General features: G+C 68.8%; 24 protein-coding genes. 16 read left to right on the forward strand and 8 right to left on the reverse strand.

Annotated elements, in window-relative coordinates; all coding sequences use genetic code 11:
• From ACWCOV_RS34725 to ACWCOV_RS34735, 3 genes are all read left to right on the forward strand, one after another.
• Window positions 1-252 (forward strand): substrate-binding domain-containing protein (locus tag ACWCOV_RS34725; RefSeq protein WP_449833600.1); only part of this gene is annotated, 252 nt, incomplete at its 5' end.
• A complete protein-coding gene (locus ACWCOV_RS34730; protein ID WP_449833601.1) occupies window positions 249-437 on the forward strand; it encodes an alpha/beta fold hydrolase in 189 nt (62 codons plus the stop codon). The genes ACWCOV_RS34725 and ACWCOV_RS34730, both read left to right, overlap by 4 nt.
• Window positions 438-472: 35 nt before the next feature.
• A complete protein-coding gene (locus tag ACWCOV_RS34735; RefSeq protein WP_449833639.1) occupies window positions 473-1,924 on the forward strand; it encodes a glycosyltransferase family 87 protein in 1,452 nt (483 codons plus the stop codon).
• Here ACWCOV_RS34735 and ACWCOV_RS34740 read toward each other — a convergent pair.
• The gene (locus tag ACWCOV_RS34740) at window positions 1,914-2,843 is read right to left on the reverse strand and encodes a threonine ammonia-lyase (RefSeq protein WP_449833602.1); all 930 of its coding nucleotides are present in this window, start codon (window positions 2,841-2,843) and stop codon (window positions 1,914-1,916) included. The two genes, ACWCOV_RS34735 and ACWCOV_RS34740, sit on opposite strands and share 11 nt — an antisense overlap.
• Window positions 2,844-2,939: 96 nt before the next feature.
• On the opposite strand from ACWCOV_RS34740, the gene ACWCOV_RS34745 reads away from it, so the two are divergent.
• Window positions 2,940-3,200 carry a WhiB family transcriptional regulator gene (locus ACWCOV_RS34745; protein ID WP_449833603.1) on the forward strand — a complete coding sequence of 87 codons (261 nt, stop codon included), beginning with the start codon at window positions 2,940-2,942 and terminating at the stop codon, window positions 3,198-3,200.
• Here the strand turns inward: ACWCOV_RS34745 and ACWCOV_RS34750 are convergent.
• The gene (locus ACWCOV_RS34750; RefSeq protein WP_449833604.1) at window positions 3,197-4,042 is read right to left on the reverse strand and encodes an ATP-grasp domain-containing protein; all 846 of its coding nucleotides are present in this window, start codon (window positions 4,040-4,042) and stop codon (window positions 3,197-3,199) included. The two genes, ACWCOV_RS34745 and ACWCOV_RS34750, sit on opposite strands and share 4 nt — an antisense overlap.
• 86 nt (window positions 4,043-4,128) lie before the next feature.
• Between ACWCOV_RS34750 and ACWCOV_RS34755 the strand changes: the two genes are divergently transcribed.
• From ACWCOV_RS34755 to ACWCOV_RS34770, 4 genes are read left to right on the forward strand one after another with little or no spacing between them, the layout of a single operon-like run.
• A complete protein-coding gene (locus tag ACWCOV_RS34755; RefSeq protein WP_449833605.1) occupies window positions 4,129-4,827 on the forward strand; it encodes a response regulator transcription factor in 699 nt (232 codons plus the stop codon).
• Window positions 4,824-5,981: a sensor histidine kinase gene (locus ACWCOV_RS34760; RefSeq protein WP_449833606.1), complete on the forward strand. Its 1,158-nt coding sequence runs from the start codon at window positions 4,824-4,826 to the stop codon at window positions 5,979-5,981. Before ACWCOV_RS34755 ends, ACWCOV_RS34760 begins: the two co-directional genes overlap by 4 nt.
• Before the next feature lie 32 nt (window positions 5,982-6,013).
• Window positions 6,014-6,463, forward strand: coding sequence for a hypothetical protein (locus ACWCOV_RS34765; RefSeq protein ID WP_449833607.1), 450 nt, complete (start codon window positions 6,014-6,016; stop codon window positions 6,461-6,463).
• Window positions 6,460-7,419 (forward strand): RNA polymerase subunit sigma-70, encoded by a 960-nt coding sequence (locus ACWCOV_RS34770; RefSeq protein ID WP_449833608.1) that lies wholly within the window; start codon window positions 6,460-6,462, stop codon window positions 7,417-7,419. The genes ACWCOV_RS34765 and ACWCOV_RS34770 overlap by 4 nt, the downstream gene beginning before the upstream one ends.
• 8 nt (window positions 7,420-7,427) lie before the next feature.
• On the opposite strand, the gene ACWCOV_RS34775 is transcribed toward ACWCOV_RS34770, so the two are convergent.
• Window positions 7,428-9,083, reverse strand: a complete 1,656-nt coding sequence (locus ACWCOV_RS34775; RefSeq protein WP_449833609.1) for a bifunctional 3'-5' exonuclease/DNA polymerase — start codon at window positions 9,081-9,083, stop codon at window positions 7,428-7,430.
• 196 nt (window positions 9,084-9,279) lie between these two features.
• Here ACWCOV_RS34775 and ACWCOV_RS34780 point away from each other — a divergent pair, with 196 nt between their 5' ends.
• The 6 genes from ACWCOV_RS34780 (at window position 9,280) to ACWCOV_RS34805 (ending at window position 14,390) form a co-directional block, all read left to right on the forward strand.
• Complete coding sequence (locus ACWCOV_RS34780) at window positions 9,280-10,635, forward strand: aminotransferase-like domain-containing protein (RefSeq protein ID WP_449833610.1); 1,356 nt, start codon at window positions 9,280-9,282, stop codon at window positions 10,633-10,635.
• 72 nt (window positions 10,636-10,707) lie between these two features.
• Window positions 10,708-11,607: a pyridoxal 5'-phosphate synthase lyase subunit PdxS gene (gene pdxS, locus ACWCOV_RS34785; RefSeq protein WP_360530321.1), complete on the forward strand. Its 900-nt coding sequence runs from the start codon at window positions 10,708-10,710 to the stop codon at window positions 11,605-11,607.
• Entirely contained in the window at window positions 11,604-12,170 is a 567-nt protein-coding gene (locus ACWCOV_RS34790; RefSeq protein WP_449833611.1) for a DUF6891 domain-containing protein, read from the forward strand. Before pdxS ends, ACWCOV_RS34790 begins: the two co-directional genes overlap by 4 nt.
• The gene (gene pdxT / locus ACWCOV_RS34795) at window positions 12,167-12,760 is read left to right on the forward strand and encodes a pyridoxal 5'-phosphate synthase glutaminase subunit PdxT (protein ID WP_449833612.1); all 594 of its coding nucleotides are present in this window, start codon (window positions 12,167-12,169) and stop codon (window positions 12,758-12,760) included. The genes ACWCOV_RS34790 and pdxT overlap by 4 nt, the downstream gene beginning before the upstream one ends.
• 33 nt (window positions 12,761-12,793) lie before the next feature.
• On the forward strand, window positions 12,794-13,555 hold the full coding sequence (locus ACWCOV_RS34800; RefSeq protein ID WP_449833613.1) for a YebC/PmpR family DNA-binding transcriptional regulator: 762 nt from the start codon (window positions 12,794-12,796) through the stop codon (window positions 13,553-13,555).
• Between the two features lie 118 nt (window positions 13,556-13,673).
• Complete coding sequence (locus tag ACWCOV_RS34805; RefSeq protein ID WP_449833614.1) at window positions 13,674-14,390, forward strand: alpha/beta fold hydrolase; 717 nt, start codon at window positions 13,674-13,676, stop codon at window positions 14,388-14,390.
• 20 nt (window positions 14,391-14,410) lie between these two features.
• On the opposite strand, the gene ACWCOV_RS34810 is transcribed toward ACWCOV_RS34805, so the two are convergent.
• The 5 genes from ACWCOV_RS34810 to ACWCOV_RS34830 form a co-directional block, all read right to left on the reverse strand.
• Window positions 14,411-14,797, reverse strand: coding sequence for a hypothetical protein (locus ACWCOV_RS34810; protein WP_449833615.1), 387 nt, complete (start codon window positions 14,795-14,797; stop codon window positions 14,411-14,413).
• A 14-nt stretch (window positions 14,798-14,811) separates the two neighbouring features.
• Window positions 14,812-15,465, reverse strand: a complete 654-nt coding sequence (locus ACWCOV_RS34815) for a hypothetical protein (RefSeq protein ID WP_449833616.1) — start codon at window positions 15,463-15,465, stop codon at window positions 14,812-14,814.
• A 54-nt stretch (window positions 15,466-15,519) separates the two neighbouring features.
• The gene (locus ACWCOV_RS34820; RefSeq protein WP_449833617.1) at window positions 15,520-17,856 is read right to left on the reverse strand and encodes an AAA family ATPase; all 2,337 of its coding nucleotides are present in this window, start codon (window positions 17,854-17,856) and stop codon (window positions 15,520-15,522) included.
• A gap of 58 nt (window positions 17,857-17,914) precedes the next feature.
• Complete coding sequence (locus ACWCOV_RS34825; RefSeq protein WP_449833618.1) at window positions 17,915-18,109, reverse strand: hypothetical protein; 195 nt, start codon at window positions 18,107-18,109, stop codon at window positions 17,915-17,917.
• 68 nt (window positions 18,110-18,177) lie between these two features.
• Window positions 18,178-18,369, reverse strand: a complete 192-nt coding sequence (locus ACWCOV_RS34830) for a hypothetical protein (RefSeq protein WP_449833619.1) — start codon at window positions 18,367-18,369, stop codon at window positions 18,178-18,180.
• Between the two features lie 226 nt (window positions 18,370-18,595).
• Between ACWCOV_RS34830 and ACWCOV_RS34835 the strand changes: the two genes are divergently transcribed.
• On the forward strand, window positions 18,596-18,805 hold the full coding sequence (locus ACWCOV_RS34835; RefSeq protein ID WP_449833620.1) for a hypothetical protein: 210 nt from the start codon (window positions 18,596-18,598) through the stop codon (window positions 18,803-18,805).
• A 245-nt stretch (window positions 18,806-19,050) separates the two neighbouring features.
• On the forward strand, window positions 19,051-19,809 hold the full coding sequence (locus ACWCOV_RS34840) for an AfsR/SARP family transcriptional regulator (RefSeq protein WP_449833621.1): 759 nt from the start codon (window positions 19,051-19,053) through the stop codon (window positions 19,807-19,809).
• Window positions 19,810-19,814 lie beyond the last annotated feature (5 nt).

The following is a 19,814-nucleotide window of genomic DNA, read 5'->3' on the forward strand; positions in this document are numbered from 1 at the left end:
GGCCTGTCGACGCTCGGCAACCTCGGAGTCCGCTGCCCGGACGACGTCACGCTGATCGCCTGGGACGACTCGGCGCTCTGCCGGATCACCCATCCGACCCTGACCGCGATGAGCCACGACGTCGTCGGGTACGGCGCCGAGGTGGCGACTCGCTTGTTCGGCCTCCTCGAAGGAGCCGAGCCGGCCGCCCACCTCTACTCCACGCCCAAGCTGCAGGCCCGGCAGAGCTCCGGTCCACCACCTTGCAGGTGAAATTCAACACTCTGATCCTGGATGGGACGGCGGATGCGAGTATCCCGGTGGTGAACGCGCACCGGCTGGCCGAGCTGGTGCCGGCCGCGAAGGTCGAGCTGTTCGACGACGCCGGGCATCTGTTCTGGTGGGAGGATCCGGAGCGCGCCGCGGCGCTGCTGGCGACGCTGGGGAGGGGTGGGTAACCTTCCCTGGTCGTCGGTCGAGCGGATAGGAGATGATGCCCCCCGTGACCGGACCACGTAGCCAGGACCCCAAGGACCGGCTGAGCCCCTCAGAGGCCGACCCGTCCCTTGCGGGCCTGACAGTGGGCCTCGGTGGGCCGATGGGCCGGTTCGCCCGGCTGAGCTCGTCCTGGTGGACGCCGCTGCGGATCGCGCTCGCGGTGTGCACGGTCACGTTCGCTCTCGGTGTGCTGCAGAAGGCGCCGTGCATGGAGGCGGGCTGGGACCGGCAGAGCTGGCGGCCGTTCAAGGCGCTGTGCTACTCCGACATCGGCTTCCTGTACCAGGAGCGCGGCTTCGCCGAGGGCAACCGGCCGTTCCTGGACACCGGCAACTACCCGGTGCTGGAGTACCCGGTGCTGACCGGCGGGTTCATGGAGGTTGCGGCGCAGATCACCTGGGTGATCACCGGCGACCCGAAGAAGGACCTGACCGTCGAGGAGAAGCGCGACACCGCGGGCGTCTTCTTCGTGGTCAACGTCGTGCTGCTGTTCCTGTGCGCGCTGATCATCGTGGGCCTGACCGTCGCGACCGCACGCGGCGTCGAGACCCGCCCGGGCGCGGCCCGTGGGCAGCCGCTGGACGCCCTGTACGTCGCCGCCGCGCCGGTGCTCGCCGTGACGTCGACGATCAACTGGGACCTGTTCGCGGTCGCCCTGACGGCCGGCGCGATGTTCGCCTGGTCGCGGGGCCGGCCGATCTGGTTCGGGATCCTGCTCGGCCTGGGGACGGCGGCCAAGTTCTACCCGTTCCTGCTGCTCGGGCCGCTGCTGATCGTGTGCATCCGGGGTCGCAAGCTGTGGCCGTGGTTCCAGGCGACGGTGGCCGCGATCTTCGCCTGGGGTCTGGTGAACGCGCCGATCTACCTGCTGGCGAAGAACGAGTGGATGTCGTTCTGGACCTTCAACGACCAGCGGGAGAGCGATTACGGCTCGATCTGGTACGTGCTGAAACTGGCCAAGCACGAGGTCGCCGACGTCAACCAGCTGAACCTCGTGATCTTCGCCGGGCTCTGCCTGTCGATCGCGATCCTCGGCCTGATGGCGCCGCGGCCGCCGCGGTTCGCCCAGCTCGCCTTCCTGGTGGTGGCGGCGTTCCTGCTGATCAACAAGGTCTACTCACCGCAGTACGTGCTGTGGCTGCTGCCGCTGGTGGCGCTCGCCCGGCCACGGCTGCGGGACTGGCTGATCTGGCAGGCCTGTGAATGCTTCTACTGGATGCTGGTCTGGATGCATCTGGCCCAGTTCCTCGCACCCGGGAACCCGGAGCAGCCCGACCGGATCTACTGGCTGTCGGTGATCGTGCGGATGGCCGGGACGCTCTGGCTGATGCTGGTGGTGGCGCGCGACATCCTGCTCCCGGAGAACGATCCGGTCCGCCAGGGTGACGTGGTGGACGACCCGAGCGACGGCGTGAAGTCCGATGCTCTGGTGCCGGCTAGAGCTTGAGCTTCGACACGTCCAGGTTGCCGCCGCTGACGATCGATGCCGTGGTTCCGTCGAGCTGAATGCTGCCTTCCAGCAGTGCCGCGAACGGTGCGGCCGCGGCCGGCTCCAGCGCGAGCTTCGTGCGGGACATCACCAGTTGGGTCGCCTCCAGGAGTGCTTCCTCACTCACGCGGACGACGCTGTCGACGTACTGCTGGATGATCGGGAAGTTGCGCGTGCCGCAGACCGGCGCGGCCAGGCCGTCGGCGATCGAACGGGCGGTCGGCAGCTTCTGCGGCTCGCCGGCCGCGAGACTGCGGCTGACCACGTCGGCCTGCTCGGGCTCGATGCCGATCACCCGGATCGCCGGCTTGACCAGCTTGACCGCGAGGGCGACGCCGGAGATGAGGCCACCGCCGCCGATCGGGACCAGCACGGTGTCGATGTCGGGACGGTCCGCGAGCAGTTCGAGACCGAGGCTGCCGTGGCCGGTGATCACGTCCTCGTCGTCGAACGGGTGCACCCCGGTCAGCTTCCGCTCGTCGCGGATCCGCTCGTACTGCGCCATCAGGTCGCCCTCGACCAGCTCGACGGTGGCGCCGTACCCACGAGCCGCGTCGATCTTCGCCGGTACGGCGGTCTTCGCCATCACCACCGTGGCCGGGACGCCGGCGTTCCGGGCGGCCCAGGCGAGCGCGCCGGCCGCGTTCCCGGCCGAGACGGTGATGACGCCGCGCTCGCGCTCCTCGGGGCTGAGCCGGAGCAGCTTGGTGAGCAGGCCGCGGACCTTGAAGCTGCCGGTCTTCTGGAACAGCTCGGCCTTCAGCAGGATCGTCCCGCCGAAGCGCTCGTCCAGCGCGGTCGAGGTGAGGATCGGGGTGCGGTGGATCCGGCCCTCGAGCTGGTCGGCGGCCTGCTGGATGTCCTCGAACGTCGGCATGGCACCGACTCTATTTCTCTACTAAGTCAGTCGAGTTACTCTCATATGCCGAGACGCGGTCCAGACCGGTGGTCCCGGTACCTACCGTTTTCGGTCATGAGGCCGACCCTGACAGTGATCGTTGATCCCGCCGACCGCTGGATGACCCGGGCCGCCTGTATCGGGCACGCGCCTGCCTACGACGAGACGGCGACGCCCTGGGAGCAGCGCAAGGCCCGTCAGCTCTGCCTGACCTCGTGCCCGGTGCTGGCCGAGTGCCGCGAGTGGGCTCGCCGGACCAAGTTCACCGGCACCGCGGCCGGCGAGACCCTGTTGTACGGCCGCCGCCGCGGGCACCCGGAGACGGCTGCGAGCTAGACCCGCTCGGCGACCGCGGCGGCCAGCTTCTCGACGGCCGCCGGGGCCTGCGGGAAGAACAGGTACGGCTCGATCAGCTCGAGCTCCATCAGCAGGAACCGACCGTTCACGACCAGCCCGTCGACCCGGGCGTAGAGCGGCCGGCCTGCTGCCTCCAGGACGGCTTGGGCGCTGTCGAGTACGGCGGCCGACGGCTCGGCGGCGGTCGCGGTCCCGCCGTACATCAGCTGCACCCGGTAGTCACCAGCCACCGGGTGCTGGACGACGGCGTGGCTGAACTCGCCGTCGATGAAGACGAGCGACCACTCGCCGTCGGTCTGCACCTGCGGCTGGAACGGCTGGACCAGGTAGACCTCGTCCGGGAGGTCCGCGAGCGCCTGGTCCAGCTCGGCGGATCCGGCAAGGCCGCGGATCGTGTGCGTGGCGCCGGCGCCGACGGTCGGCTTGATCACGACCTCCTGGCCGGCGAGCCCGGTCACGACCTCGCGCAGGCAGTCGCCGGCGGCGATCTGGGACGGCACGATCGCGACCCCGCGCTCCCGCAGTTCGAGCAGGTAGCGCTTGTCGCCGTTCCACCGGACCAGACCGGTGTCGTTCAGCATCGGCACGCCGGCCTTGTCGACGACGGCGAGCCACTCGGTGAACTCGTCGTACCTCAGGTGGTAGTCCCAGACCGAGCGGAGCAGGACGGCGTCGTAGGACGACCAGTCCACCGTCGGGTCGCTCCACACCACGGCGACCGGGTCGAGACCGGCCTTGCGGAGTGCGTCGACGAGGGGAAGGTCGTGCTCGTGCAGCCCCGGGTGGTCGGCCGAGGTCGCGAGGGCGATGCGTTTGGTCACGCCGGACAGTATTGGCAGGCGGTCGCTGATTCCTCAAACTCGTTACAGGCTGTGATCTTTCGACGCGGACGATCTACGCTCTAGCCGTGGCTACTCGTGTGCTGGTGGTGGACGACGACCCGACCGTCTCGAACGTCGTCTCGGCGTACCTGACCAAGGCCGGGTACGACGCCCGCGTGGTGGCGGACGGCGTCGCGGCGGTCGAGGTGTGGCAGCAGTGGAAGCCGTCGGTCGTCGTACTGGACGTGATGCTGCCGGGACTGTCCGGATTGGACGTGCTGCGCCGGATGCGTGCGGCCGACGACGGCGCCGCGGTGATCATGTTGTCGGCGCGGGGCGAGGAGGAGGACCGGCTGGTCGGGCTCGAGGTCGGGGCGGACGACTACGTGGTCAAGCCGTTCAGCCCGCGGGAGCTGACGCTGCGGGTGCAGGCGATGCTGCGGCGGGAGGAGCGGCTGGCCGGACTCGACCTGACGCCGACGAAGATCTCTGCCGGGCCGATCACGATCGACACCGCGGCCCGGATCGCCTACCTGGACGGTTCCGAGTTGGCGCTGACGCATCGCGAGTTCGACCTGCTGACGTATCTGGTGTCGCATCCGGGCAAGGCGTACACGAAGGTCGAGCTGCTGCGCCGGGTCTGGGGCTGGGACTTCGGGGACTCGTCGACGGTGACGGTTCACGTCCGGCGGTTGCGGGAGAAGATCGAGGCCGACCCGTCGGATCCCAAGCTGGTGCTGACCGTGCCGCGGACCGGCTACCGCTTCGTGGGTGAATCGGGATGAACCGCGACATGCTCACGATCCTGGCGCTGACCACGCTGTGGACGCTGATCGTCGCGGCAGTCGGGGCTGCGATCCTGTGGCAGTTCCGGCGGCGCTCGCTGCGAACGACGATGATCGTCGTCGCCCTCGTGCCGATGGCCGCCGCGTTGGCTGCTGTCGTGCAGAGTGTGCGGGCGATGTTCATCTCGGAGCACGACTCGTGGGTGGTGCTGTGGACGCTGGCGTTCGCGGCACTGCTGGGGCTGGCGATGTCGGTGCTGCTCGGTCGCTGGGTGAGCTCCGGTTCGCGTGATGTCGGGCGACGACTGCGTCATCTTGGTACGTCGTACGAACCGGCTGCTGCTGGTTCGAAAAGCACGGTGCCGGCTGAGCTGGCCGCGTTGACCGACGAGTTGGAGATGACGCGTCGCAAGCTCGCGGCGTCGCATGAGCGCGAACGTGCGCTGGAGGCGAGTCGGCGGGAGCTGGTCGCGTTCATGTCGCACGACCTGCGGACGCCGCTGGCCGGGTTGCGGGCGGTGTCGGAAGGACTCGAGGACGGTGTGATCGACGACGTACCGGGTGCGTTGCGGCAGATGCGGGCGACGGTCGCTCGGATGACCGGGTTGGTGGACGACCTCTTCGAGCTGTCGCGGTTGTCGTCCGCACCTGCCCCGCGGCGTCGGATGGCTGTGTCGTTGCGGGAGTTGGTCGATGACGTTGTCGGGGAGAACTCTGAGCACGCCCGCTCGGTCGGGGTCACGTTGGCGGTCGCGGCGCCGGGCGACGATCGGTTGGCCGTCGACGGGGATCCTGACGAGCTGACCCGTGCTGTCACCAACCTGGTCGACAACGCCGTACGGCACACCAAGCCCGAGGAGGCTGTCACCGTGGCAGTCGATCGCACGCCCGACGGCCAGGTCAGCCTCGCGGTGAACGACGCGTGCGGCGGCATCCCCGACGAGGACCTGGCCCGCGTCTTCGACGTCGGCTGGCGCGGCGACACCCAACGAACCCCTTCCGCCGGCGGCGCCGGCCTGGGCCTAGCCATAGCCCGCGGCCTCGTCGAATCCCACAACGGGACCATCACCGCCAACAACACCGCCAACGGCTGCACCTTCCGCATCAACCTCCCCGCAGCCCAGCCGATCGACCAACCTGCTGCCGACTCGTGAGTCTTACCTGGGTTCTGATTGCTGTCGCCCTGGTGTTGCTGTTGGTTGGCGCCTACGCGAGTTGGACTGCGGGCCGGCTGGATCGGCTGCACCATCGGGTCGAGAGTTCGCGGGCAGTGCTGGAGACCGAGCTTGCTCGCCGTGCCGCGCTGGTCGCCGAGCTCGCCGGAGCCGGCATCCTCGACCCGGCCTCGTCCCTGTTACTACTAGACGCGGCGCACCGAGCCCGGACCGCCTCGCCGGACGACCGCGAGCAGCGCGAGTCCGCCCTGACCCGCGCAATCAACGCCACCGGCACCGACGTAGAACCGTGGGCAGGGGAGCTGAGCCTCGCGATGCGCCGAGTCCAGCTGGCCCGCCGCTTCCACAACGACATCGTGGTCACGACGCGCGACCTACGCCGGCGCCGACTCGTCAGCTGGCTCCACCTGGCAGGCCACGCCCCCATGCCCTCGACCATCGAACTGGAGGACGGCAGTTGACCAGTCTGGAGGAGGCCGCCGAGCGCTACCGCCCCGAGCTGCTCGTGCACTGCTACCGCCTGCTCGGTTCGTACGACGACGCCGAAGAGATGGTCCAGGAAACCTTCCTCCGCGCCTGGCGTGCCCGCGACACCTTCGAAGGCCGCTCCTCCTTACGAGCATGGCTCTACCGCATCGCGACCAACCTCTGCATCGACGACGTACGACGCCCCCAGCGAGTCCTCCCGTACCAGCTCGAGCCCGCGTCCTTCCCCGCCACCGCCCTGCCCGCACGGAACGACCTGCCGTGGCTCCAGCCCTTCCCCGACGTGATCCTGAACCGACTCGAGGAGCCAGACGCAGTCGCCGTACGACGAGAGACCATCGAGCTGGCGTTTCTCGTGGCGATCCAGCACCTCCCACCGCGTCAACGAGCCGTCCTGATCTTCCGCGACGTACTCGGCTGGTCCGCCCGCGAAACCGCCGAAGCCGTCTCCCTGACTGTTCCCGCTGTGAACTCAGCCCTGCAACGAGCCCGCCCCGTCCTCCGCACCCACCTCCCGCCCCATCGCTCCTCGTGGTCCGCCACGTCCGCAACGACCGAAGAGCAGCAACTCCTCCGCAAATACATGGCCGCCTGGGACGCCGCCGATCCTGACGCCCTGGCCGCCCTGATGCACGAAGACATCCGCATCACGATGCCGCCGTACCCCTTCTGGTTCGAAGGCGCCGACGCCATCCGCTCCCTGACCGCCAACCTCACCCCCGCGGGCACGGCCTACCGAGGCACCTGGCGCTTCCTCCCCACCACCCTCAACCTCCAACCGACCCTGGCCGCCTACCTCCAACCACCGGGCCAACCAACCTTCCACCCGTTCGCCTTCGACATCTTCCGCATAGAAGCAGGCCGCGTAGCCGAGATCACCGCCTTCGAAACAACCACCTTCACCCTGTACAACCTCCCACCCCACCTGTAGGAGAGCTGCTACTTCGCGTCGGCGTAGGTCTTGACTGTTGTTGTGGTGAAGGCGAAGTGGGTGGGGGTGGGGCCGAAGGTCAGGGTGCCGGCTAGGTTGCTGGCGGATTGGATGGCCTCGGGGATCAGGTCGGCTTCCTCGGTGGGGGTGTGGATTATTACCTCGTCGTGCTGGAAGAAGACCAACTCGGACTTCATGCCTGCCAGGGATTGGCGGAGGGCGGCGAGCATCAGCAGGGCCCAGTCGGCGGCGGAGCCCTGGACTACGAAGTTGCGGGTGAAGCGGCCGCGGGCTCGGGCGTGGCGGGCGTCGGTTGGCTGCTCGTCCACCCCGGGCCCTTCGAGGAGGGCTGCGTCCAGTGGGGTGCCGGCGGGTGGGCAGGTGCGGCCCAGCCAGGTGCGGACCAGGCGGCCTTCTTCGCCGGCGCGGGCGGCGTCGTCGACGTACGCGACTGCTTGTGGGAATCGCTTGCGGAGCATGGCGAGGTTCTTCAAGCCGTCGCCGGACGTCTGGCCGTAGATGGCGCCCAGTACGGCGAGCTTCGCCATCGCGCGGTCACCGGAGAACGCGGCGTCCGACACCGACTTGTAGAGGTCGCCGGGCGAGCTCGCGACCTCCATCAGGGCCGGGTCGCGGGAGATCGCGGCGAGGATGCGCGGCTCGAGCTGGGAGGCGTCGGCGACGACGAGGCGCCAGCCGGGGTCGGCGACCACCGCGCGGCGGATGACCTTCGGGATCTGCAGACCGCCGCCGCCGTTGGTGACCCAGCGGCCGGACACCGTCCCACCCGGGAGGAACCCGGGCCGGAACCGCCCGTCGTGCACCCAGTCCTGCAGCCACGTCCAGCCGTTCGCGGTGTAGATGCGGTAGAGCTTCTTGTACTCGATCAGCGGCGCGACCGCCGGATGGTCGATCGTCTCCAGCTCCCACCGCCGCGTCGACTTCAACTGGTACCCGGCCGACTTGAAGGCCTTCAGTACGTCGGCCGGCAAGTCGGGCCGCACCCGTCGGCCAAAAGCCGCCGACACCTCGTCCGCCAGCTCGGTCAACCGCCGCGGCTCCCCGGTCCCGCCGAACCGCTCGCCGAGCAACTCGGTCAGCAAGGCGCGATGCGCGTCGGCACTCCACGGCAACCCGGCGCGGTCCATCTCGGCCGCGATCAGCATCCCGGACGATTCCGATGCCGTGAGCAACCGCATCCGGTCCGGGTGCTCGGCATCCCCGTGCCGTCGAAGTTGGTCGGCGTACACCTGCAGGAGGCCCTCGAAGGGGACCGGCTCCTCCTGGATCTCGAACAGCGACGACTGCTCACCTGGTACGACGGGACGCAGCGGCGGATCGGGTGGCACGGGCCGGCCGGTCAACCGCGCCCACGCCGCGGCTGCTGATCGCGGCTCACCCAGTCGGCCCTCGTGGCCGAGGAGCAGGCCTTCGCTGTTCTCGATGTCGTAGCAGCGCTCGACGCGTACGCCGTTCTCCAGCAAGCGTGGATAGATGCCTGAGGTCGCTCGCCAGACCCATCGGGACACTTGTGGACGGGAGGCGACGGCGGTCACGAGGTCGGGCTCGTGCAGCACCGGGCCGGCGGGCGTGCCGTCCGGACGCAGGGCGACGAGCACAGCTCCGCCACCCTCCTCCGGCGCAATCGCCCACCGCTCGTCCACCCCCGAATCATCACACCCACCGCCGACACTTCCGGCCACCCCACTTTGTGCACCGCTCGAGCATTCCCGGACGCCGAGAGTGCACGAACGGTGCTCAAAGTCGGCTGAAGGGCGCCCAGGCCAGTGTCTTCTGCCCGGAGAGGGTGGGTGCGAGGTGAGAGTCGGTTCGTCAGGCCAGTTGTGTGACACTGGACTTATGTGGCGGGAGAGTGATCTCGACCCGGTGGACGGGACCAAGACCGAGCAGGTCGAGGCCCTGGTGCTGCGCCGGATCGAGCGCGGCGACCTGTCGATCGGCTCCCGGTTGCCGTCGGAGCGCGTGCTGGCCGACCGGCTCGGGCTCAGCCGCGTGACCGTCGTACGCGCGCTTGATCAGCTGCGTCAGGACGGCGTACTGGAGACCAAGCGTGGCTCCGGGACGGTTGTGCGGCCGCTCGACCGCCTGCTGGACCCGATCGCGCCGGCGTCGACCGTGACCGCGGGGGACCAGCCAGTGCTGGACCTACGCTTCGCCACGACTGCCGCACCGCACGACGTGGCGGAGGTGGCTGCTCAGATCGTCGAGGACGGGCTGCCACACGCCATGGGTGGCGACGGCCCGCCTCCGGGCGGCTCGCTGGAGCTGCGTACTGCGCTGGCGGCCAGGCTCACCAGCGAGGGCGTACCGACCGAGCCCGACCAACTCACGTTGACTGTCGGAGCAGCTGCCGGACTAAACGCCGCACTAGCCGGCCTGGACCTCGGTCCGGGTGTCGCGATCACCGAGACACCGACGTATCCGGCTGCCTTCGACCTGCTCCGCAAACACCGTCTGGACGTCGCCGGCTGGCCCGCCGGCGTGTGGGACACCGACCAACTCACGCATCTTTGCCGACGGCACCGCCCCAAGGTCATCTACCTCCAGGCCGACAACCACAACCCGACCGGGCTCAGCCTTCCGCCAGACCGACGTACGGCGGTAGTCGAGATCGCCCGGCGTTATGGCGCCGCCCTGATCAGTGACGAGACGATGAGGCCACTGTGGCTGGCCAGTGGCGAGCAGGCCGAGCCACTGAGTCGCTACCCACGCACTGTGAGTGTGGGTTCGCTGTCGAAGACCGTGTGGGGCGGACTGCGCGTCGGCTGGGTCCGCACCGGCAAGCAGCTCCGCAGACGGATCAACACCGCCGCACAGCTCAGCGTCGCGTCGCCCAGCGCTCTGGACGATCTGCTGGCCCAGGCGATCATCGGCCGCCTCGACCGGGTGATCAGCCGACGCCGTACCCGCCTCAGAGCCAATCTCCAAGCGCTGGAGAGTGGACTGAGGACACTCGACGGCGTGGCTTGGCCCACGCCGACCGGTGGCATGACGCTGTGGCTGGAGCTGACCGAGACCAGAGCACGCAGAGTGTTGGACAAGGCCCGCGAGCAGGGCCTGCTGCTGGGCGCAGGCGACCTGTTCACGCCGGACGGGACCGACCGGCGGCACATCCGGATTCCGTTCACCGCCCCGCCTGCGACGCTGCGGCTTGTGGTCGCCCGGCTTGGTCAGGCGATGGCTCAGTCCACTTGATCCGAGGTGGACTGAGGATCGGTGCCGCGGTCGCCCTAATCTGGACGTGTGCCCCACGACCAGGAGGATGTAGTGACGGAGAACCAGACCCCCCAGACCGGAACCGCCAAGGTCAAGCGCGGGATGGCGGAGATGCTCAAGGGCGGCGTGATCATGGACGTGGTCACCGCCGAGCAGGCCAAGATCGCCGAGGACGCCGGCGCGGTCGCGGTGATGGCGCTGGAGCGGGTCCCGGCTGACATCCGCGCACAGGGTGGCGTCTCCCGGATGAGCGACCCGGACATGATCGACAGCATCGTCAACGCGGTCTCGATCCCGGTGATGGCCAAGGCCCGGATCGGTCACTTCGTCGAGGCGCAGGTGCTGCAGAGCCTGGGCGTCGACTACATCGACGAGTCCGAGGTGCTGACCCCGGCCGACTACGCCAACCACATCGACAAGTGGGCCTTCACGGTTCCGTTCGTCTGCGGCGCCACCAACCTGGGCGAGGCGCTGCGCCGGATCACCGAGGGCGCGGCGATGATCCGCTCCAAGGGCGAGGCCGGCACCGGTGACGTCTCCAACGCGACCACCCACATGCGCCAGATCCGCCAGGAGCTCCGCCGGTTGCAGAACCTGCCGGAGGACGAGCTGTACGTCGCGGCCAAGGAGCTGCAGGCGCCGTACGAGCTGGTCAAGGAGGTCGCGCAGGCCGGCAAGCTCCCGGTCGTGCTGTTCACCGCCGGCGGCATCGCCACCCCGGCCGACGCCGCGATGATGATGCAGCTCGGCGCCGAGGGCGTGTTCGTCGGCTCCGGCATCTTCAAGTCCGGCAACCCGGCGCAGCGTGCCGAGGCGATCGTGAAGGCGACCACCTTCCACGACGACCCGGACGTGATCGCCAAGGTGTCCCGCGGCCTGGGCGAGGCGATGGTCGGCATCAACGTCGACGAGATCCCGCAGCCGCACCGCCTCGCCGAGCGCGGCTGGTGACCAACGGCCTGCAGTCCGTGGACGAGCGGACGGCCCGCGAGCTGCGCGGGCTGGCCCGCGTCCTGGTGCGGTCCGGGTACGCCGACCACGCGGCGATCACGGCCGCGTTGACGGAGGCTGTCCAGGAGGACGCACCGTCGATGGACGCGGCCGCGCTCGTGCCGCTGCTGATCGGTGAAGCGGTGATCGACCTCGACGCCGAGGCGGCAGGCTGGCCCGCGACCACGGATCCGGACCGGCTGGACGCCGTACTGGCCGAGCTGGAGTCCCGCGGGGTCGTGGTGGTCCGCTACACGTCGGACCACCACGCAGCCCGGCAGGCGCTGGAGGCGGCCGCGGATCCGAAGGGCCTGGTGTTCTTCACCGACACCGACGTCTGGCACGCGGTGGATTTCGGGATGCTGGAGCTGAAGGTCTGGCACCCCGACACCGCCAACGTCGCGCCGGGTGAACCGCTCCTGGAGGACGTGCTGGCGCTGCTGCACCAGCACGACCTCCCCGCGGTCTTCGACGAGGGCCGCATCGAGGTGACTCTCGACTGGCAACGAAGGGTGACGCTGTGACCGTGATCGGGGTGTTCGCGCTGCAGGGCAACGTGCGCGAGCACGTGGCCATGCTGAACCAGGTCGGCGCCGAGGCAGTGCCGGTACGGCGACCCGCCGAGCTCGAGCGGGTCGACGCGATGGTGCTGCCGGGTGGCGAGTCGACCACGATGGACAAGCTGGCCCGCGCGTTCGAGCTGTTCGAGCCGCTGCAGAAGCGGATCGCGGACGGGATGCCGGTGTTCGGCACCTGCGCCGGGATGATCATGCTGGCGAACGAGATCACCGGCGGGATCGAGGGCCAGGAGACGCTCGGCGGGCTGGACGTGACGGTCCGGCGGAACGCGTTCGGGCGGCAGGTGGACTCGTTCGAGGCGGACCTCGAGTTCGCCGCGTTCGACACGCCGTACCACGCGGTGTTCATCCGGGCACCGTGGGTGGAGCGGGTCGGACGGGACGTCGAGGTACTCTCGACGGTGAGCTCGGGCCCGGCCGCGGGTAGGATCGTCGCGGTTCGTCACGATCGGCTGCTGGCCACGTCGTTCCATCCGGAGATGACCGGGGACGCCAGGCTGCACGGCTACTTCGCCGAGCTGGTCCGCAGCCTCTGAGTCGGTAGCAGCTGTAGAAGGGTTGGGTTCGCCATGTCAGGCCACTCCAAGTGGGCCACCACGAAGCACAAGAAGGCCGTCATCGACGCGAAGCGCGGCAAGCTCTTCGCGAAGCTGATCAAGAACATCGAGGTGGCCGCCCGGATGGGCGGTGGCGACCCTGGCGGGAACCCGACCCTGTACGACGCCATCCAGAAGGCGAAGAAGTCCTCGGTCCCGAACGACAACATCGACCGCGCGGTCAAGCGCGGCTCCGGCGCCGAGGCCGGTGGCGCGGAGTACCAGACGATCATGTACGAGGGCTACGGCCCGAACGGCGTCGCGATGCTGGTCGAGTGCCTGACCGACAACCGCAACCGCGCGGCCGCGGACGTCCGGACGGCGATGTCCCGCAACGGCGGCTCGCTGGCCGACCCGAACTCGGTCGCCTACCTGTTCAACCGCAAGGGCGTCATCGTGCTGGCCAAGGACCAGGACGGGAAGTCGCTGTCCGAGGACGACGTGATGGAGGCCGTGCTCGAGGCCGGCGCCGAGGAGGTGAACGACCTCGGTGAGTCCTGGGAGGTCGTCACCGAGGCGACCGACGTGGTCGCGGCGCGGACCGCGCTGCAGGACGCCGGCATCGACTACGAGTCGGCCGAGGTGCAGTTCGTCCCGTCGATGACGGTCGAGCTGGACGCCGACGGCGCCGGCAAGATCTTCCGCCTGATCGACGCGCTCGAGGACAGCGACGACGTCCAGAACGTCTACGCCAACTTCGACGTCTCCGACGAGATCATGGCCGAGGTCGGCTGACCTTCTTTCAGGAGGGCTGGGGTTCCCAGCCCTTCTGCTCACTCTGAAGTGTGTCAAAATATTGACGAGCGTCGAGCGTGGTGGCACGATTCCAGCAGTCCGTCGTAAGGAGTGCGTCATGGCTGGAACGTTCGTCCTCATCACCGGTGCCTGGCATGGCGGGTGGGCCTGGCGGCCGGTCGCCGAGCACCTGCGGGCCGCCGGTCAACGGGTGCTGACGCCGACCCTGCCCGGGTTGGCCGACGGTGACGGCCCCACGTCGTACACGCTGACCGACGTCGTCGACTCGGTCGTCGAGCTGGTCGAGCGGGAGGACCTGCACGACGTCACTCTGGTCGGGCACAGCTGGGGCGGGTACGTGATCGCCGGCGCGGCGCCGCGGCTCGCGCCCCGGCTGCGCAAGCTGGTGTTCTGGAGCGCCTTCGTCCCGGCCGAGGGCCGGAGCCTGTACGACGAGGTGCCGCCCCACTACCAAGCCTTGTTCGACGGACAGGCTGCTGCCTCCGGCAACAGCTCGGTCGCGATGCCGTACGAGGTGTGGCAAGCCGCGTTCATGCCGGACGCACCCGAAGACGTGCAGCAGCTGGTGCACAGCCTCCTGCTCCCGCAACCGATGCAGTACTTCACCGAGCCGGTCGCGCCGCTCGACCTGGACACCCTCGGCGTTCCGGTCGCCTACCTACTCGGCGAGGACGACTTGGCCCTGCCGCCCGGCGAATACGGCTGGAACCGATTCGCCGAGCGGCTCGGGGTAGCGCCCGTACCGACACCTGGCAGCCACGAAGCCTGCTTCACCCGCCCCGCCGAACTCGCCGAGTCCCTCCTCAAACACTGATCGAGACACCTCTCATTGGGCTAGCTGCTGGCGTAGCTGATCGAGACGATGCTGGTGGATCCGGACATCGATCCGCGTTGGACAGTCTTGCCGTTGACGCTCAGAGCGAGGTTGAGGCTGCCGTTGCCCTTGGTCTTCACGAGGTAGACCGTGTAGGTGCCGTTGGAGTCCTTGATCTGGACGGTCGCACTCCCACAACCGCGTCTCGAGCGGGTGCCCAGCTGGCCGGACCAGCAGACGCTGTCCGATGCCGTGATCTTGACGACGGCCCGCGAGGTCGCCGATGGCTCTTTCGCGGGGCTTCTGCTGGTCGTGCTGCGGGAGGGGGTCTCGACGGTTTCGCATTGCAGGGGTACGAGCGAGGCGGCGATCGCGAGTGCGACCGTGATGAGTCCGCGGACAGGCATGGGTGGTTCCCCTGTCATCCGGTCTTGAGGGTGAAGCTCGGGCGGATCTCCGAAGGCTTGAGTTCCTGGCGAACCAGGGTCTGGATGCGTGCCAGACCGAGTTTGTTCTTGGCCGCGGCGGTGCGGGCTGCCTTGGTGCGGGTCGCTCCTGGTAGCTCGGATTCCAGCTGTGCGGCCAATGCCTCGAGATCCTTGCGCGCCTGCCGTGACAGTGCGTCGCGCTTCGTGGTGACCACCACGAGTTGCACCGCGACGGCCGTGGTCGAGCAGCCGCTGCACCCGACGTTGGCCGCCAGCGCCCGGTTGCGTGCGGTGACGGTGGTGCCGGGACGGATCAGGATGACCTGAATCGAGACGCTTGTCGTACGGCAGTTGTCGCAGGTCGACCAGGCGTTCGCCAGATTGTCCGCTGTCCCCTTCCGGGCTTTGCCGAAGGAGATGACCTGTACGGCGGTCGCCGTACCCGAGCACCCGTTGCACGTGGCTGAGGAGCTCGCGACTGCGTCTGCCTGGGTGCGCTTGCCACGTCCCCGGTCGAACATCGCGGTGCGATCGACGTCGGAGCTGTGGGGAGTTGCCGGATTGGCGGAGGCGACCAGGTCGAAGTCCTGGCCCTTCCGCTGGAGCAGCATGCCGGACCCTGCAGTCGTGGCCAGGAGCAGGGACACGGCCAGCACTGTCGCTTCGAGTCGTCGGTGGAGGTTCATCTCGTCGCCCTTCCGTCACCTGTCGTGGGTGAATCCCGTGGCTACCTTCTCGGCCAGTTCCAGGTAGGCGTCCCGGGTCGCGGGACGCAGTTCGTCCAGTTCGGTCGCGGCGCCGATGTCGAGTGCGGGGTCCCAGGGGATGCGGACGGTGCCCGCGCACCGGGCGGCGAAGTGGTTCTCGATCGCGTCCAGCTGGATCCGGCGCGACCGGGACCGAGTGGTGTTGATGACGGCCACTGCCGACTCGACCAGGTCGCCGTGGCCGTGCTGGTCGAGCCAGTCCAGCGTGCCCGCGGCGACCCGTGCTCCGTCCAGGGCCGGTGGCATCACGACGACGATCTGGTCGGCTTCCCGCAGGATGCCTTGGACCGCGCTGTCGAGGATGCCGGTGCCGGTGTCGACGAGGATCAGGTTGTAGTGCACGGTGAGCAGGTCGAGCGCAGCGCGGTAGTCCCGTTCGCCGAGGGCCTGGCTGATGGTCGGATCGTCGTCCGACGCGATCACCTCGAGACGGCTCGGCGTCTGCGAGGTGTAGGCCCGCAGGTCGGCGTACTTGGTGATCGTCGTGCGCTCACCGAGCAGGTTGGTCACGGTCGCCGGCGATTCGCGCTGAACCCGGTAGATCAGCGATCCCGCGTCGGGGTTGGCGTCCAACGCGACGACGCGGTCACCGCGATGTACCGCGAGGGTGTGGCCGAGCATCAGTGTCGTGGTTGTCTTGCCGGCGCCGCCTTTGCGGCTCAGGGTGACGACGCGGCGGGGGGCGCGCAGGGGAGTGCGGACACGGGCGATTTGCTCGAGTTGGCGCTGTTCGGCCGGGCTCGGCCCTACGTTCACGCGGCCGCTGGTCGCGACGTAGAGGCCGTGTCGCCAGCCGTGGTGGGCGGGCGGCGTCCGGCGCCGCAGCATCTGCTCCTCGCTGAACGCGGCTGCGCCGGGTGGTTCGGCGGGCCCGTCGACGGCGGCCAGTTCGGTGGAGGCTTTCGTGATCGTCATCGGTCCCTCCACGGGGGGTGCTTCCGGGGCCGGCGAGTTGCTGCCGGCGGCGACGGGCATGGGTGTACGGCGGGCGTGCAGTGCTCTGACGAGGTGGAGCAGCGATCTGCCCAGGACGAGTCCGATGCCGACGATGGGCAGCGCGATGGCCAGCAGCGACAGGGCAGACAGGGTTGCCGCGCCGAACTGGCCGATGCTGACCAAGTCACGCGTGGTGTTCCAGATGCTGCTCGACCGAGTCAGGAAGGCGGAAAGGTAGCCAGGGGTGTTCCACAGCAGTGCTCCCAGACCGATCAGCAGCGTGGGGACAGTGACCAGCACCCAGGCGGTGACGATGACTCTGGTCCGCAGCCGGAGCTGACCTGCGCCATGGTCGTGGTGGCGACCCGGAAGAAGGCTGCGCATGATCGGTCGGACGTGGCCGAACAGGTTGGGTACGCCGGCGAGGTCGCCGAGAATGTAGTAGCCGTCGAAGCGCACGATCGGTAGCAACTGCTGGGCGATCTCGAGATGGGACAGCGCGATGATCGCGAGCAAGGGCGGCCACTCGGTCCAGAGGTAGGCCGCGGCGGCGGCTGCCATGAAGACGACGTTGAAGTACACGCCGCCGAGATCGGTGCGGAGTCGGCCGGCGCGATTCAGCCGGTAGGCACTGGTGACGTTGGTGTAGAAGGCCGGGATCCACAGGTAGAGCCCGACACCGATCTGTCCTGGCTGCGCACCGCCGTACGTGCATCCGGCGGCGTGGCCGAACTCGTGGAACAGCGTTGCGGCCAGGAGGAGCAGCAGGACCGTCAGGACGCCGGCTGGGTCGATGAGTGCGATGAACACGTCGGCAGCGCTGAGGGTCGTCAGGACCCATACGTCGAACGCCACGACTGCCGCAAGGATGCCGAGGATGACAGGACGGTGGAAGAGGGGGGCGAAGACGCGGCCGACGCTCCGGACGACTGCCGATGGGAGCAGGACGCCGCGGAGACTCAACGCAAGCAGGGGATCGGCCCGCCGCTGTCCGATCGGCTCAGCCTTCGACAGCGTGACCAGGCCGGCCGGTGCCAGCTTGGCCCGAACGAGTTCCACCAGGTCGGCCGGGTCCAGGTGCCGTCCATAGGCGCGGCCGACTCGGCTGGCGAGGAGATCGGTGGACGCGTGGCCGTCGGCGTACTCGACGATCAGGTAGAGCAGCTTGGTGAGCATCACCATCTGACGGTCGGAGCGCTCGACCAGGTAGCGGTCGTCACGAAATCCCGATCCCTCGTAGGGTCCGAGCAACCGAAGGCCGACCGCGCGACCGGGCCGGATCCCGGCTCCCGCCGGGCCCGTGGCCGCGCGATCGACCAGTTCGTTCGTCGTCACAAATCCCGCCTTCGCGGCGTGCCCGCGTTGCCGCTCACGCCTCCGTGCGTGGTCCCGGTCAGCGCTGGAAGACGGCCACACCCTGTAGTGCGGACGCGGCAGCGGTCGAGCCGATCGTCGCCGCGTTCACCGCGATGGCGACGTTGACAGCTGTGATGTTGGTGAAGTTCACCAACGCGAGCGCCTCCCTGGCGGGCAGAAGTTCGGCCGACTGATCGGCGAGCTCGCTGTAGGAGATCGTGCCTCGTGTCATCTAGAGTCCCCTTTCTCCCTGAGGCGCGAGCGGTGGGTCGAGCCACCGCTCACGCCCCGGCCAACCCGTTAGTGCTGGTTGACGTAGATCGACTGCAGCGCCGCGGCCTTGGCCACGGAGAAGTGCGATGCCGCGTTCAGCGCCACCGCCGTGTTGGACGCGTAGATGTTCGCCCAGTTGTACGAACCCAGCGCCTCGCGCTCCGGAAGAACCTGGACCTCCTCCAGGTCGAGCTCCACACTTGTCAGCTTCTCGTTCATGAGTCACCTCCTCCACCCTGTCCGGTGCTCACGATCAGTGCATCCCGGCGCTCGCCCTCACCGTGTTGTCACAGTGTTGTCCCGGCGTTGTCACAGCGTCGCCAGAAATCCGCGGGTCGACCGACTGGGCTGTCATCCTGGATCGTTGCCTCAACGTGGGTCTACCGGTTGCCCGCGACCCGCGGGCCCGGGGCAACGGTTCGGCCGGCTCATGGGGGAGTGGATGATGACTGATCAGGTACCGCCCGAGGCCGCGGCGTTGGTGATCAGGGTCTGGCGCGACCTGGCGGACAGCGGGATCCGTGCCCGGATCACCCGCCAGGCCGACCTGGCCCGAGACGAGCAGACGAGCGTCGTCGTGGCTTCGCCCGATGACGTCTACCAGGAGGTGCGGGCCTGGCTCGAACGTTTTATCGAGCAGTCCCACCGAGGCTGACGACGTAGCGCCGTCCTGTCGGCCGGCGGTCGCCGGATGCGCGAGCAAGGAGGCGGCGATCGGCATGCCGTGTTGACATCCGGCGCTTGCTGCCCAATGGTGCTAGAGGGGGCGGTGGCACTTGGTGTCGTAGCTGTCACGCACAGCGGGAGATTCCAACGCCGAGGGAGGCGAGCACCGCAGCGACGCACACCGCCACCTCGACGAGGGGAGGTCGGGCGGTGCGGACGTTCGTAGGATCAGCAGTGCAGTTGCAGCTTCTGGGCGACTGGTTCCTGACGATTGTGGATGGGCGGCCAGATGCGATCGAGGTCGTGAAGCTCCCGTCAGGTCCCCAACATCTGATCGCCCTGCTGGCCCTGCAGCACCGATGCGCCCGCACACAGGCGGCCGCCACATTGTGGCCCGACTGCACCGACGAGGTCGCCGCCGCACGGCTGCGCGCAGTTCTGTGGAGGCTGCGCCACCGGCATGCCGGTGCACCGCCTCTGCTCGAGGTGGACGACTGCTCTCTTGCACTGTCGCCGGAGGTCGCGGTCGACGTGCACAACCTCCAAGCCGGTGCCGAGGTCCTGATCCACGCCGTGGACAGCACCGACGAAGCGGTGGAAGCGGCCGCGAACGCCGTGCTGCACTCTGCTGAACTGCTGCCAGGCTGGTACGACGACTGGGTGCTCGCGGCCCGCGAGAAGCTGCAGTACCTCCGCCTCGGCGCGCTCGACGCACTCGCCAGCCACCGCCGGCGCCAACGCCGCAGCCACGAGGCCCTGCAAGCCGCCCGCGCCGCGACCGCCATCGAACCACTCCACGAAAGTGCCCATCGCGTGATCGTGCAGACGCACATCGACGACGGCGACATCGTCGAAGCTGTCCGCCAGTACGACTACTTCCGAACCATGCTCCATCGGGAGCTCGGCCTCCCGCCCAGCGACCTCTTCAAAGCCCTGATCGAGCCGTATCGCGCCGGCGACACGACCCTCGACGAGGTCGCCCGGACCCGTTGACCCAG

Source organism: Kribbella sp. NPDC002412, assembly GCF_053592935.1.

Bases quoted from the DNA above. Each gene is read 5' to 3' on its own strand.
- ACWCOV_RS34735 (WP_449833639.1), top strand. From the start codon at position 473: ATGCCCCCCGTGACCGGACCACGTAGCCAGGACCCCAAGGACCGGCTG.
- ACWCOV_RS34740 (WP_449833602.1), bottom strand. From the start codon at position 2,843: ATGCCGACGTTCGAGGACATCCAGCAGGCCGCCGACCAGCTCGAGGGC.
- ACWCOV_RS34745 (WP_449833603.1), top strand. From the start codon at position 2,940: ATGAGGCCGACCCTGACAGTGATCGTTGATCCCGCCGACCGCTGGATG.
- ACWCOV_RS34760 (WP_449833606.1), top strand. From the start codon at position 4,824: ATGAACCGCGACATGCTCACGATCCTGGCGCTGACCACGCTGTGGACG.
- ACWCOV_RS34780 (WP_449833610.1), top strand. From the start codon at position 9,280: ATGTGGCGGGAGAGTGATCTCGACCCGGTGGACGGGACCAAGACCGAG.
- ACWCOV_RS34800 (WP_449833613.1), top strand. From the start codon at position 12,794: ATGTCAGGCCACTCCAAGTGGGCCACCACGAAGCACAAGAAGGCCGTC.
- ACWCOV_RS34805 (WP_449833614.1), top strand. From the start codon at position 13,674: ATGGCTGGAACGTTCGTCCTCATCACCGGTGCCTGGCATGGCGGGTGG.
- ACWCOV_RS34810 (WP_449833615.1), bottom strand. From the start codon at position 14,797: ATGCCTGTCCGCGGACTCATCACGGTCGCACTCGCGATCGCCGCCTCG.
- ACWCOV_RS34825 (WP_449833618.1), bottom strand. From the start codon at position 18,109: ATGACACGAGGCACGATCTCCTACAGCGAGCTCGCCGATCAGTCGGCC.
- ACWCOV_RS34830 (WP_449833619.1), bottom strand. From the start codon at position 18,369: ATGAACGAGAAGCTGACAAGTGTGGAGCTCGACCTGGAGGAGGTCCAG.
- ACWCOV_RS34835 (WP_449833620.1), top strand. From the start codon at position 18,596: ATGACTGATCAGGTACCGCCCGAGGCCGCGGCGTTGGTGATCAGGGTC.